This is a genomic window from Streptomyces sp. NPDC056480 (assembly GCF_042795405.1).
GTDB lineage: Bacteria > Actinomycetota > Actinomycetes > Streptomycetales > Streptomycetaceae > Streptomyces.
This window is the reverse complement of the sequence record NZ_JBHTSA010000069.1, coordinates 1-12316: the sequence shown is the minus strand read 5'-3', so window position 1 is coordinate 12316 and position 12316 is coordinate 1. Positions and strand designations below refer to the sequence as shown.

The 12316-nt window shown below is 69.8% G+C and carries 12 protein-coding genes; 10 read left to right on the top strand and 2 right to left on the bottom strand.

Annotated elements, in window-relative coordinates; all coding sequences use genetic code 11:
* Nucleotides 1-21 precede the first annotated feature (21 nt).
* Nucleotides 22-642 carry a hypothetical protein gene (locus ACFQ79_RS26425; RefSeq protein ID WP_383587816.1) on the top strand — a complete coding sequence of 207 codons (621 nt, stop codon included), beginning with the start codon at nucleotides 22-24 and terminating at the stop codon, nucleotides 640-642.
* A gap of 4 nt (nucleotides 643-646) precedes the next feature.
* On the opposite strand, the gene ACFQ79_RS26420 is transcribed toward ACFQ79_RS26425, so the two are convergent.
* Nucleotides 647-958, bottom strand: a complete 312-nt coding sequence (locus tag ACFQ79_RS26420; RefSeq protein ID WP_383587813.1) for a ferredoxin — start codon at nucleotides 956-958, stop codon at nucleotides 647-649.
* Between the two features lie 253 nt (nucleotides 959-1211).
* Between ACFQ79_RS26420 and arc the strand changes: the two genes are divergently transcribed.
* The 5 genes from arc (at nucleotide 1212) to prcA (ending at nucleotide 6841) form a co-directional block, all read left to right on the top strand.
* Nucleotides 1212-2978, top strand: a complete 1767-nt coding sequence (arc, locus tag ACFQ79_RS26415) for a proteasome ATPase (protein ID WP_383587810.1) — start codon at nucleotides 1212-1214, stop codon at nucleotides 2976-2978.
* Between the two features lie 180 nt (nucleotides 2979-3158).
* A complete protein-coding gene (gene dop, locus ACFQ79_RS26410) occupies nucleotides 3159-4670 on the top strand; it encodes a depupylase/deamidase Dop (RefSeq protein ID WP_383587807.1) in 1512 nt (503 codons plus the stop codon).
* 159 nt (nucleotides 4671-4829) lie between these two features.
* Nucleotides 4830-5042 (top strand): ubiquitin-like protein Pup, encoded by a 213-nt coding sequence (locus ACFQ79_RS26405; RefSeq protein WP_030315996.1) that lies wholly within the window; start codon nucleotides 4830-4832, stop codon nucleotides 5040-5042.
* Nucleotides 5043-5202: 160 nt separating this feature from the next.
* A complete protein-coding gene (gene prcB / locus ACFQ79_RS26400) occupies nucleotides 5203-6042 on the top strand; it encodes a proteasome subunit beta (RefSeq protein WP_383587804.1) in 840 nt (279 codons plus the stop codon).
* Nucleotides 6043-6088: 46 nt separating this feature from the next.
* Nucleotides 6089-6841 carry a proteasome subunit alpha gene (gene prcA / locus ACFQ79_RS26395; protein ID WP_055598407.1) on the top strand — a complete coding sequence of 251 codons (753 nt, stop codon included), beginning with the start codon at nucleotides 6089-6091 and terminating at the stop codon, nucleotides 6839-6841.
* A gap of 66 nt (nucleotides 6842-6907) precedes the next feature.
* On the opposite strand, the gene ACFQ79_RS26390 is transcribed toward prcA, so the two are convergent.
* Nucleotides 6908-7927: a LacI family DNA-binding transcriptional regulator gene (locus ACFQ79_RS26390; RefSeq protein ID WP_383587801.1), complete on the bottom strand. Its 1020-nt coding sequence runs from the start codon at nucleotides 7925-7927 to the stop codon at nucleotides 6908-6910.
* A gap of 134 nt (nucleotides 7928-8061) precedes the next feature.
* Between ACFQ79_RS26390 and ACFQ79_RS26385 the strand changes: the two genes are divergently transcribed.
* The 4 genes from ACFQ79_RS26385 (at nucleotide 8062) to ACFQ79_RS26370 (ending at nucleotide 12256) form a co-directional block, all read left to right on the top strand.
* Nucleotides 8062-9342: an MFS transporter gene (locus ACFQ79_RS26385; RefSeq protein ID WP_383587798.1), complete on the top strand. Its 1281-nt coding sequence runs from the start codon at nucleotides 8062-8064 to the stop codon at nucleotides 9340-9342.
* 69 nt (nucleotides 9343-9411) lie between these two features.
* A complete protein-coding gene (pafA, locus tag ACFQ79_RS26380) occupies nucleotides 9412-10773 on the top strand; it encodes a Pup--protein ligase (protein ID WP_055598404.1) in 1362 nt (453 codons plus the stop codon).
* A 117-nt stretch (nucleotides 10774-10890) separates the two neighbouring features.
* The gene (locus tag ACFQ79_RS26375; protein WP_383587795.1) at nucleotides 10891-11832 is read left to right on the top strand and encodes an FKBP-type peptidyl-prolyl cis-trans isomerase; all 942 of its coding nucleotides are present in this window, start codon (nucleotides 10891-10893) and stop codon (nucleotides 11830-11832) included.
* A gap of 43 nt (nucleotides 11833-11875) precedes the next feature.
* A complete protein-coding gene (locus tag ACFQ79_RS26370) occupies nucleotides 11876-12256 on the top strand; it encodes an FKBP-type peptidyl-prolyl cis-trans isomerase (RefSeq protein ID WP_383587792.1) in 381 nt (126 codons plus the stop codon).
* Nucleotides 12257-12316 lie beyond the last annotated feature (60 nt).

Here is a 12316-nt window from a genome sequence, read left to right as displayed (position 1 = left end):
ACCCCTGTGACGTGTGGCACGATGCCGGAAACTCCCGCACCACCCCCACAGGAGACGTCTCGCGTGCAGCCCTCCGCCGCCCCGGACCTCGCGGACCTCGCACACACCCACGCCCGGCCGGCCCACTGGCTCGCCACCGCCACCGCGACCGCCGCGGTCGTCGCCCTCGCGGGCCTGCTCCAGCCCGGCCCCGCCGGAGCCACCGCGACCCCCGCCACGGCACCGAGCCCCGCACCGGCCCCCGAGGCCGCCGGCGCCGCCTACCCCCTCGACTGCGCGGGAGCACCCCACAAGGTCGCCAAGCGCGCCTCCGGAGACCTCGACGGAGACGGGAACCCCGAGACCGTTGCGGTCGTGCACTGCGAAGCGGGCTCCGGCACGCCGCCCAGCGGCGTCTACGTCCTCACCCGCGGCAAGGAGGCCGGCGCACCCGCGCGCGTGGTGGCCACCCTCGTCGCACCCGAGCTCCTCAAGAGCGTCACCGACTTCTCCGTACGCGACGGAGCGGTGCACGCCACCCTGCTCGGCTACTCGTCCCCCGACGTCCCCAGCTGCTGCCCCGACGAGAAGGAGCAGGTCAGCTGGCACTGGAAGGGCGGCGCCTTCGTGCGCACCGGACAGGCCGAAGCGCGCAGCGCCTGACCCGTCACTCCGCGTCGGGGCCGTACACCTCGACCTTGTCCGCGACCCGGCGCACATGGATGCAGTCGCCCGGGCACTCCTTCGCCGAGTCCACCACGTCCTGGAGCAGCGTCAGCGGAACCGGCGTCGTCGCACCGGTGTCCTGGAGGAGCTCGTCGTCGGCGCTCTTCACATAAGCGAGCCCGTCGATGTCCAGCTCGAAGACCTCGGGAGCGTACTGCGCGCAGATCCCGTCCCCGGTGCACAGGTCCTGGTCGATCCAGACCTCCAGCGCCTCTGCTGCGCCCGTGGACGGAACCTCGTGCTGCACGGTCATATCTCCTGCCGTTTCTGCTTCTCGTGTCGCTTCTCGCGGGTAAGTCGGGCCGCCTCTGACGGGTGTTGACCCATGACGACGATACAACCGCCCGCTTTCAACCTGCGAAGGGTGGGTATTCCCCTGTCGACAGGGGAAGCGCAAGGGTGAAGATCGGACACACCTCGGAGTCTTTTTGATCTAGGGGTTTCAATCACCACCCACGCAGGTAGGGTCAGGAAGCGTCCAGCTCCCCTTGGAGGAGGTGAGGACCGTGGCAGCCCACGACGACGACATCAACCGCGGCATCCGGCCGGGGCGGGGGTCTGAAGACCCCGCCGGTCAGGTTGCCTATCTCGAGCAGGAAATCGCCGTCCTGCGCCGCAAGCTCGCCGACTCTCCGCGACACACGAGGATTCTCGAAGAGCGGATCGTCGAGCTGCAGACCAGCCTGGCCGGCGTGTCCGCGCAGAACGAACGACTGGCGAGCACGCTCCGTGAGGCCCGCGACCAGATCGTGGCCCTCAAGGAGGAAGTCGACCGGCTCGCGCAGCCGCCGGCCGGCTTCGGTGTCTTCCTGCAGGCCAACGAGGACGGCACGTGCGACATCTTCACCGGGGGCCGCAAGCTCCGGGTGAACGTCAGCCCGAGCATCGAGCTCGAAGAGCTCAAGCGCGGCCAGGAAGTCATGCTCAACGAAGCGCTCAACGTGGTCGAGGCCATGGAGTTCGAGCGCGCCGGGGACATCGTCACCCTCAAGGAGATCCTCGAGGACGGCGAGCGCGCCCTGGTGGTCGGGCACACCGACGAGGAACGGGTGGTGAGGCTCGCCGAGCCTCTGCTGGACGTCACCATCCGCCCCGGCGACGCCCTGCTGCTCGACTCCAGGTCCGGCTACGTGTACGAAGTGGTCCCCAAGAGCGAGGTCGAAGAGCTCGTTCTCGAAGAGGTCCCGGACGTCGACTACACCAAGATCGGCGGCCTGGGCAACCAGATCGAGCTGATCAGGGACGCGGTCGAGCTCCCCTACCTCTACCCGGACCTCTTCAAGGAGCACGAACTGCGGCCGCCCAAGGGCATCCTGCTCTACGGCCCGCCCGGCTGCGGCAAGACGCTGATCGCGAAGGCCGTGGCCAACTCCCTGGCCAAGAAGGTGGCCGAGGTGACCGGCCAGCCCGCGGGGAAGTCCTACTTCCTCAACATCAAGGGCCCCGAGCTCCTCAACAAGTACGTCGGTGAGACCGAGCGGCACATCCGCCTCGTCTTCCAGCGTGCCCGGGAGAAGGCGAGCGAGGGCACCCCCGTCATCGTCTTCTTCGACGAGATGGAATCCCTCTTCCGCACCCGCGGATCCGGTGTCAGCTCGGACGTGGAGAACACCATCGTCCCCCAGCTGCTCGCCGAGATCGACGGTGTGGAGGGCCTGGAGAACGTCATCGTCATCGGCGCCTCCAACCGCGAGGACATGATCGACCCCGCGATCCTGCGACCCGGCCGGCTCGACGTCAAGATCAAGATCGAGCGTCCGGACGCCGAGGCCGCGAAGGACATCTTCGCCAAGTACCTCACCGCCACCCTGCCGCTCCACTCGGACGACATCTCCGAGCACAGCGGATCCAAGGCGGCGGCGGCCCACGGAATGATCCAGTCCGTCGTCGAGCAGATGTACGCCGAATCCGAGGAGAACCGCTTCCTCGAAGTCACGTACGCCAACGGAGACAAGGAAGTCCTCTACTTCAAGGACTTCAACTCCGGCGCGATGATCCAGAACATCGTCGACCGGGCCAAGAAGATGGCCATCAAGGCCTTCCTCGACCACAACCAGAAGGGCATCCGGGTCTCCCACCTCCTCCAGGCGTGCGTGGACGAGTTCAAGGAGAACGAGGACCTGCCCAACACCACCAACCCCGACGACTGGGCCCGGATCTCCGGAAAGAAGGGCGAGCGGATCGTGTTCATCCGCACCCTCGTCACCGGAAAGCAGGGCGCGGACACCGGGCGCTCCATCGACACGGTGGCCAATACCGGTCAGTACCTGTAAAACGCCTCCGGCTGCGGATGTCCGGAAACCGGGCATCCGCAGCCGACGCATTCCATCCAGCATTTCCCCCGGCATCACAGGGAAATACGCAACTCATCTCCCCACCAGCGCGGAGCCGCTCTAGGCTCATCGGTACCGCCGAGTCGCGCACAGTGAGCGCCGCCGGGCAAGGAGGGCCGCATGACCGTACGGCGAGTAATGGGCATCGAGACGGAGTACGGGATCTCCGTCCCGGGACACCCGAACGCCAATGCCATGCTCACCTCGTCCCAGATCGTCAACGCCTACGCGGCGGCGATGCACCGGGCGCGCCGCGCCCGCTGGGACTTCGAGGAGGAGAACCCGCTGCGGGACGCCCGCGGCTTCGACCTCGCCCGCGAGGCCGCCGACTCCAGCCAGCTCACCGACGAGGACATCGGCCTGGCCAACGTGATCCTCACCAACGGGGCCCGCCTCTACGTGGACCACGCCCACCCCGAGTACAGCTCGCCCGAGGTCACCAACCCGCTCGACGCCGTCCGCTGGGACAAGGCCGGCGAGCGGATCATGGCGGAGGCCGCCGAGCGGGCCGCGCAGCTTCCCGGGGCCCAGCCGATTCACCTCTACAAGAACAACACCGACAACAAGGGCGCCTCCTACGGCACGCACGAGAACTACCTGATGAAGCGGGAGACCCCCTTCTCGGACATCGTGCGCCATCTGACGCCCTTCTTCGTCTCCCGCCAGGTCGTGACCGGAGCGGGGCGGGTCGGCATCGGCCAGGACGGCCGGAAGAACGGCTTCCAGATCAGCCAGCGCGCCGACTACTTCGAGGTCGAGGTCGGCCTGGAGACCACCCTCAAGCGGCCCATCATCAACACCCGGGACGAGCCGCACGCCGACGCCGAGAGGTACCGCCGTCTGCACGTGATCATCGGCGACGCGAACCTCTCGGAGATCTCGACCTACCTCAAGCTGGGCACCACCGCCCTGGTCCTCTCGATGATCGAGGACGGGTTCATCACCGTGGACCTCGCCGTCGACCAGCCGGTACGGACCCTCCACCAGGTCTCGCACGACCCGACCCTCCAGTACCTGGTCACGCTGCGCAGCGGCCGGACACTCACCGCGGTGCAGCTCCAGATGGAGTACTTCGAGCTGGCCAGGAAGTACGTGGAGGAGCGGTACGGCGCGGACGCCGACGAGCAGACCAAGGACGTCCTGATCCGCTGGGAGGACACGCTCAACCGGCTCGAGAACGACCCCATGAGCCTGGCCGGCGAGCTCGACTGGATCGCCAAGCGGGAGCTCATGGAGGGCTACCGGCGCCGGGACGGCCTGGACTGGGACGCCGCCCGGCTGCACCTGGTCGACCTCCAGTACGCGGACGTACGCCCGGAGAAGGGCCTCTACAACCGTCTGGCGGCCCGCGGGCGGATGAAGCGGCTCCTGGACGAGACCGAGGTGGAGCGGGCCGAGACGGCGCCTCCGGAGGACACCCGGGCCTACTTCCGGGGCCGGTGCCTCGAGCAGTACGCCGACGACGTCGCGGCGGCCTCCTGGGACTCGGTGATCTTCGACCTGCCCGGCCGCGACTCCCTCCAGCGCGTCCCCACCCTGGAGCCGCTGCGCGGCACCAAGGCCCACGTGAAGTCCCTCCTCGACCGCTGCAGGACCGCCGAGGAACTGGTGCGGGTCCTGTCCGGCGGCTGATCCGAGGCCCCGCGGGGGCCTGAAATGCCCCGGCACTGGGAATCATGGAAACAGTGCCCGGGCGTTGTCGAAACTGCGGGGCCGAAGTCGGACCCGCCCTATAGGGTCTGATCTTGTACGGACCCAACCGAGCGGGCCGATTCGAGCGGGGTGAGGGATATGGCGACCAAGGACACCGGCGGCGGACAGCAGAAGGCGACGCGTTCCACGGAGGAGGTCGAGGAGACCACCACGGAGGCGAGCTCCGACCTCCAGGAGCGCCAGGAGAAGCTGAGCGACGACGTGGACTCCGTCCTGGACGAGATCGACGACGTCCTCGAGGAGAATGCCGAGGACTTCGTTCGGTCCTTTGTGCAGAAGGGCGGCGAGTAGCCGCTCGGCGCGTCTGTCGTCCCCGTCCCCGGAGCCCCGGCGAAAGCCGCGGGCCCGGGGACGGATGACAAGCGGTGGCACGGGTAAGGTCCGTGCACAGCAAGCAAGATCGGCCGGCGCTTCCCACGGCGGGCCGACTCTCCCACCCGGAAGGAATCGCGTGGAAGCCAACCCTCGTAGCACCGGGCGTCTGCCGGCGGCCTTCCTGACGCCGGGCTCGTCCTCGTTCCTCGACTTCCTGGCGGACCACTCGCCGGAGATGCTGCCGGGCGGGCGGAGGCTCCCCGAGGGGGTCGTCGAGGCCCCGCACGGGACGACCATCGTGGCGGCCACGTTCCCCGGCGGGGTCGTGCTCGCCGGTGACCGGCGGGCCACCATGGGCAACATGATCGCGCAGCGGGACATCGAGAAGGTCTTCCCTGCCGACGAGTACTCCGCCGTGGGCATCGCCGGCACCGCCGGCCTCGCCGTGGAGATGGTCAAGCTGTTCCAGCTGGAGCTGGAGCACTTCGAGAAGGTGGAGGGCGTCACGCTCTCCCTGGAGGGCAAGGCGAACCGCCTCTCCACCATGATCCGGGGCAACCTGGGCATGGCCATGCAGGGGCTCGCCGTCGTGCCGCTCTTCGCGGGCTGGGACGAGGGCAAGGAGAAGGGCCGGATCTTCTCCTACGACGTGACCGGCGGCCGCTCCGAGGAGCACGGGTACGCCGCCACCGGCTCCGGCTCGATCTTCGCGCGCGGCTCGATGAAGAAGCTCTACCGCGCCGACCTGACCGAGCAGCAGGCCACCACGCTGGTCGTGCAGGCGCTCTACGACGCGGCGGACGACGACTCGGCGACCGGGGGCCCGGACATGGCACGCCGGATCTTCCCGATCGTCACGGTCATCACGGACGAGGGCTACCGCAGGCTCACGGAGGACGAGTCCTCCGCACTGGCCCGGTCGGTCACCGAGCGGCGTCTCGAGGAGCCCGACGGGCCCCGCGCCGCCCTGCTCTGACCACTCGTCGCCCGACTGAAGCCCAGAAGAAAGGGACGGACCGCCGGTGTCCACTCCGTTCTACGTCTCACCCCAGCAGGCCATGGCCGACCGGGCGGAGTACGCCCGCAAGGGCATCGCCCGAGGCCGCAGCCTTGTCGTCCTCCAGTACACCGACGGGATCGTCTTCGTCGGTGAGAACCCGTCCCGCGCGCTGCACAAGTTCAGCGAGATCTACGACCGGATCGGCTTCGCGGCCGCCGGCAAGTACAACGAGTACGAGAACCTCCGCATCGGCGGCGTCCGCTACGCCGACCTGCGGGGCTACACCTACGACCGGGACGACGTCACCGCGCGCGGCCTGGCCAACGTCTACGCCCAGACCCTCGGCACGATCTTCTCCAGCGCGGGGGAGAAGCCGTACGAGGTGGAGCTGGTCGTCGCCGAGGTCGGCACCGAGCCGTCCGGCGACCAGATCTACCGGCTGCCGCACGACGGCTCGATCGTGGACGAGCACGGCTCGGTCGCGGTCGGCGGGAACGCCGAGCAGATCGGCTCCTTCCTGGACCAGCGGCACCGGGACGGCATGTCCCTGGCCGAGGCCCTGAGGCTGGCCGTACAGGCGCTCTCGCGGGACACCAACGGCAGCGAGCGGGAGATCCCCGCGGAGCGCCTCGAGGTGGCGGTCCTGGACCGTACGCGGCCGCAGCAGCGCAAGTTCAAGCGGATCGTCGGCCGTCAGCTGTCCCGTCTCCTGGAGGCGGACAACGCGGCGGTGGCGAAGACGGACGAGCCCTCGGACGAGGCTCCCGAAGAGTAGTCGGCACGGCCCGGAGGGGCCCCGGTCCGCGGGTGCGCGGTCGGGGCCCCTCCGGCGCGTCCGCCCTCAGACGGCCGGTGCGGGCCCCGAGGAGCCACGGGGGACCAGGGAGACGGGAAGGGTGTCCGGCCGGGGCCGTTCGCCCGCGAGGACGGCCAGGAGGGCCTCCATGCCCCGCCGGCCGAACTCCTCGGCGGGCAGCCGCACGGTGGTGAGCTCAGGATCGACCACCGTCGCCAGGGCCATGTCGTCGAAGCCGGTCACCGACAGGTCCTCGGGGACCCGCAGCCCGAGCCGGCGCGCGGCCTTGCAGACGCCGACCGCGAGGATGTCGTCGTCGCAGATCACCGCCGTGGGCCGGGGCCCGGGGGCGGCGAGTGCCCGGCCCGCGACCTCCCACGCGTCCGCGACGTTCAGCGGTGACCGCACGGTACGCACCTCCGTGCCGCGCAGGGCGTGGGCGAGGGTGGCGGCCCGCACGTCGAAGGTCCAGGACGGGGCCGCGGAGGCCAGGTGCAGGAAGCGGCGGTGGCCGAGAGCGAGCAGATGGCCGGTCACCCGGCGCATGCCGTCGGCGACGTCGAGGTTCACATGGGCGGCGGCCCCGGGGTCGGCAGGGTCGCTGTCGAGCATGACGAGCGGCAGGTCGGTGCCCCGGAAGGCCTCCAGGGCGCCGGTCGCCATCGAGGAGGCGATCACCCCGTCGAGGGCGGCCTGCGCCGAGGCGAAGGGGTCGCGCGCGGGACCCAGGCCGTCGGGGGAGGGGTAGAGGACCACGCCGAAGCCGTGCCGGGCCGCCGCGGCGGCCGCCCCCGTGTAGACGTGCGCGAAGAACTCGTTGGTGAGGGCCGGGACGACGAGCATGGCGGTGCGGGTGCGGCCGAGACGCAGGTTGCGGGCGGCCAGGTTGGGCCGGTAGCCGAGTTCCCGGGCGGCCCCGCGCACCGCCTCGGCGGTGCGTTCCGACACACGGCCGCGCCACTTGTCGCCGAGCACGAGGGAGACGGTGGCCTGGGAGACGCCCGCGATCCGCGCGACGTCCCGGCTGGTGGGGCGGGTGCCGCCGAGCGGCTCCGGGGTCTGCACACAAGCCTCCGCGTCGGGCGGTCGACGGACCGGTCACTGGGCGCGGGGTGGACCCGCGCACTGGCGACATGGTACGTATGACCACGGAAGTTATACGTAAAACCTCGGCGGGGTCCGAGGCGAGGGGAGACCACATGGCCACCGAGGCCCCGGCACGAGGCGGCTATCTCGACATACTCCGGGCGCCGCACGCGGCCCGGCTCCTCGCCGGCACCCTCGTGGGGCGCCTGCCCAACGGCGTCGGCCCCATCGCCCTCACCCTCTTCGTCCGCGACCAGGGCGGCAGCTACACGCTGGCCGGCGGCCTCATCGCCGCCTACGGCGTCGCCACCGCCGTCGGCCAGCCCCTCCTCGGCCGCGCCGTCGACCTCAAGGGCCAGCCCCGGGTCCAACTCCCCGCCGCGGTCCTCTCCGCCCTCGGCATGGCCCTGCTCGCCCTCACCGGCATCGGCCACCTCGGCCTCGCCTACGTGGCCGTCGTCGTCGCCGGACTCTTCACGCCGCCGCTGGAGGGCGGACTGCGGGCCCTGTGGCCGAGCGTCCTCGGCCGCGAGGACCGGGTCCACCGCGCCTACGCCATGGACGCGGTCGCGCAGGAGGTCATGTTCACCGTCGGCCCGCTGCTGCTGACCCTCCTGGTCTCCCTCTGGTCGCCCGCCGCCGCCCTCCTGGTCATCAACCTCCTCGGCGTCCTCGGCGCCCTCGCCGTCGTCCTCTCCGAGCCCTCCCGCACCTGGCGCTCCGCGCCCCGGGAGGCCCACTGGCTGGGCGCCCTGCGCTCCCCGGGCCTCCTCGCCCTCCTCGGGTCGTTCTTCTTCGTCGGCCTCGCGCTCGGCTCCATCACCGTCGCCGCCGTCGCGTACGCCGACGACCGGGGAACCCCGTCCGTCTACGGCTGGCTGATGGCCGCCCTCGGCCTCGGCGCGCTCGTCGGCGGCGTCACCTACGGCGCCCGGCAGTGGTCCGGAGCCCCCGAACGGCGACTCCGCGTCCTCGTGCTGCTCCTCGCCGTCTGCTACCTGCCGCTGGTGCTCACCCCCGGTCCCGTCGCCATGGCCGCCCTCGCGGCCCTCGCCGGCGTCTTCCTGGCGCCCGTCCTCGCCTGCGCGTTCATCGTCGTGGACCGGCACGCGCCGCGCGGCACGGTCACCGAGGCCTTCTCCTGGCTCGTCACCACCTTCGGCGTCGGTTCGGCCCTCGGCTCGGCCGCGGCGGGCCCCGCCGTCGAACTCGCCGGGACGGTCGCCGGATTCGCCGTCGCGGGGGCCGGCGGCCTGGCCGCCCTCCTGGTCCTGCTCGCCACCGGCCGTGTCCTCCACGTGCCCGTGGCCCCCGAAACCCCCGGGGCCGAGCCGCGACACGCCGTCGGTGCGGGCGCCCCCACCTCCGTACACACGGAAAAGAACACGCACTGATCGGAAAATGATCGAAACGGGAACGTCCAACCCGGTTTCAGCACAGGCCGTCAGGCGTAATGTTCAGACATGGACCGCCGCATTTTCGGGCTGGAGAACGAGTACGGCGTCACGTGCACGTTCAGGGGACAGCGCCGACTGTCTCCTGACGAAGTGGCGCGCTACCTCTTCCGCCGTGTCGTGTCATGGGGCCGCAGCAGCAATGTCTTCCTGCGGAACGGCGCCCGCCTGTACCTCGACGTGGGATCGCATCCGGAATACGCCACACCGGAATGCGACAACGTGACCGAACTGGTCACCCACGACAAGGCCGGTGAGCGCATTCTCGAGGGCCTGCTCGTCGACGCCGAACGCCGCCTGCACGAGGAGGGAATCGCGGGCGACGTCTACCTCTTCAAGAACAACACCGACTCGGCCGGAAACTCCTACGGCTGCCACGAGAACTATCTCGTCGCCCGCCACGGAGAGTTCTCCCGGCTCGCGGACATCCTCATTCCGTTCCTGGTCACCCGGCAGCTCATCTGCGGCGCGGGAAAGGTCCTCCAGACCCCCCGCGGAGCCGTGTTCTGCGTCTCCCAGCGCGCCGAGCACATCTGGGAGGGCGTCAGCTCCGCGACCACCCGCTCCCGCCCCATCATCAACACGCGTGACGAGCCGCACGCGGACGCCGAGCGCTACCGCCGGCTGCACGTCATCGTCGGCGACTCGAACATGTCCGAGACGACCATGCTGCTCAAGGTCGGCGCCACCGACCTGGTGCTCCGCATGATCGAGGCCGGCACCGTGATGCGCGACCTGACCCTGGAGAACCCGATCCGGGCCATCCGCGAGGTCAGCCACGACATCACCGGGCAGCGCAAGGTCCGGCTCGCCAGCGGCCGCGAGGCCTCCGCCCTGGAGGTCCAGCGCGAGTACTACGAGAAGGCCGTCGACTTCGTCGACCGCCGCGGGATCAGGAACGGCACCGTCGCCCAGGTCCTGGAGCTGTGGGGCCGCACGCTCGACGCGATCGAGAGCGAGCGGCTCGACAGGATCGAGACCGAGATCGACTGGGTCATGAAGCACCGGCTCATCGAGCGCTACCGGGCCAAGCACAACATGACCATGTCGAACCCGAGGGTCGCGCAGATAGACCTCGCCTACCACGACATCCACCGCCGTCGTGGGCTGTACTACCTCCTGCAGAAGAACGGTCAGGCGGCCCGGATCTGCAACGACATGAAGATCTTCGAGGGCAAGTCGGTGCCCCCGCAGACCACCAGGGCCCGGCTCCGCGGCGACTTCATCCGCCGCGCCCAGGAGCAGCGACGGGACTTCACCGTCGACTGGGTCCACCTCAAGCTGAACGACCAGGCGCAGCGCACGGTGTTGTGCAAGGACCCGTTCCGCTCCGTCGACGACCGCGTCGAAAAGCTGATCGCCGGAATGTAGGCCGGTCGCACCGGTGATGTGGGCCCCGCACGTTTGGCGTGCGGGGCCCTCGACGTGACAGGAGGGTCCCCTAGAGTGTCGGGACAACTACTGTGCCGTCTGAGATCTGAGGAACACGTGCGCCGACTTGCCGGCCTTCTCGTCGTCCCGCTGCTGCTGCTCTCCACAGCGGCGTGCGGTAGCGACGACAAGGGCTCCGATTCCGCTTCGATGACGAACGGGCTGCCCGCCATCACCGCGGGGGCCAAGTTCGGCGAGAAGCCGACCCTCGCCAAGGGCGAGGGCGACCCGCCCAAGGAACTCAAGGTCAACGTCATCAGCGAGGGCAAGGGCGCGGTGACGAAGAAGGGCGACGCCCTCTCGGTGAACTACCTGGGTCAGGCCTGGGACTCCACCACCCCCTTCGACAACAGCTTCGACCGCGGGGAGCCCTTCAGCGTGACGCTCGGCGAGGGTCAGGTCATCAAGGGCTGGGAGCAGGCCCTCGAAGGCCAGAAGGTCGGCAGTCGCATCGAGGTCGGCATCCCGCCGGAGCTCGGCTACGGCGAGAAGGGTTCGCCGCCGAGCATCAAGCCGAACGCCACCCTCGTCTTCGTCGTGGACATCCTGAAGGCCATCACGATCCCCAAGTCCGCCACCGGCACCCCGGTCGCCCAGGACAACAAGGACCTGCCGAAGGTCGGCACGAACACCGACGGCAAGGCCCCCACGCTGACGGTCCCCAAGGTCGACCCGCCGACGAAGCTCGTCTCGAACTACGTGCTCGAGGCCAAGGGCGACGCCGTGACGGCCACCGACACGGTCGTCGTGAACTACGTCGCCGCCCTGTGGAAGGACGGCAAGGTCTTCGACTCGACGTACACCTCGGGCAAGCCCGCGAACTTCCCGCTGTCGCAGCTCACGCTGAAGGGCCTCAAGGACGGTCTCGTCGGCAAGACGGTCGGCAGCCGCGTCCTCATCGTCGCCCCGCCGTCCGAGGCGTTCGGCGACAAGGAGCAGCAGGGCATCCCGAAGAACTCCACGCTGGTGTTCGCCGTGGACATCCTGGCGAAGATGTAAGACTGTCCCGATCACGCAGTTCATCAGCATGAGGAGCAGTTCAGTGAGCATCGAGAAGCCCGAGATCGACTTCCCGGGTGGCGAGCCGCCGAAGGACCTGGAGATCAAGGACATCTGGGAGGGCGATGGCGACCTCGCCGAAGCCGGTGACTTCGTGAAGGTCCACTACGTCGGTGTGTCCTTCGACTCCGGCGAGGAGTTCGACGCCTCCTGGAACCGCGGCGCCCCGCTCGACTTCCACCTCGGTGCCGGTCAGGTCATCCAGGGCTGGGACCAGGGCGTCCAGGGCATGAAGGTCGGCGGTCGCCGCCAGCTGGTCATCCCCGCGCACCTCGCCTACGGCGACCGCGGCGCCGGCGGCAAGATCGCCCCGGGCGAGACGCTGATCTTCGTCTGCGACCTGGTGGGCGTCAGCAAGCGCTGACCCGCGCACACACCCCGACCGGTTCCGGTCGCTCCGAGGGCCCCCGCCGTTCCTGGCGGG

Coding starts and splice junctions, on each gene's coding strand:
- ACFQ79_RS26425 (WP_383587816.1), top strand. CDS start 22: ATGCCGGAAACTCCCGCACCACCCCCACAGGAGACGTCTCGCGTGCAG.
- ACFQ79_RS26420 (WP_383587813.1), bottom strand. CDS start 958: ATGACCGTGCAGCACGAGGTTCCGTCCACGGGCGCAGCAGAGGCGCTG.
- dop (WP_383587807.1), top strand. CDS start 3,159: ATGACCGTACGGCGAGTAATGGGCATCGAGACGGAGTACGGGATCTCC.
- ACFQ79_RS26405 (WP_030315996.1), top strand. CDS start 4,830: ATGGCGACCAAGGACACCGGCGGCGGACAGCAGAAGGCGACGCGTTCC.
- ACFQ79_RS26385 (WP_383587798.1), top strand. CDS start 8,062: ATGGCCACCGAGGCCCCGGCACGAGGCGGCTATCTCGACATACTCCGG.
- pafA (WP_055598404.1), top strand. CDS start 9,412: ATGGACCGCCGCATTTTCGGGCTGGAGAACGAGTACGGCGTCACGTGC.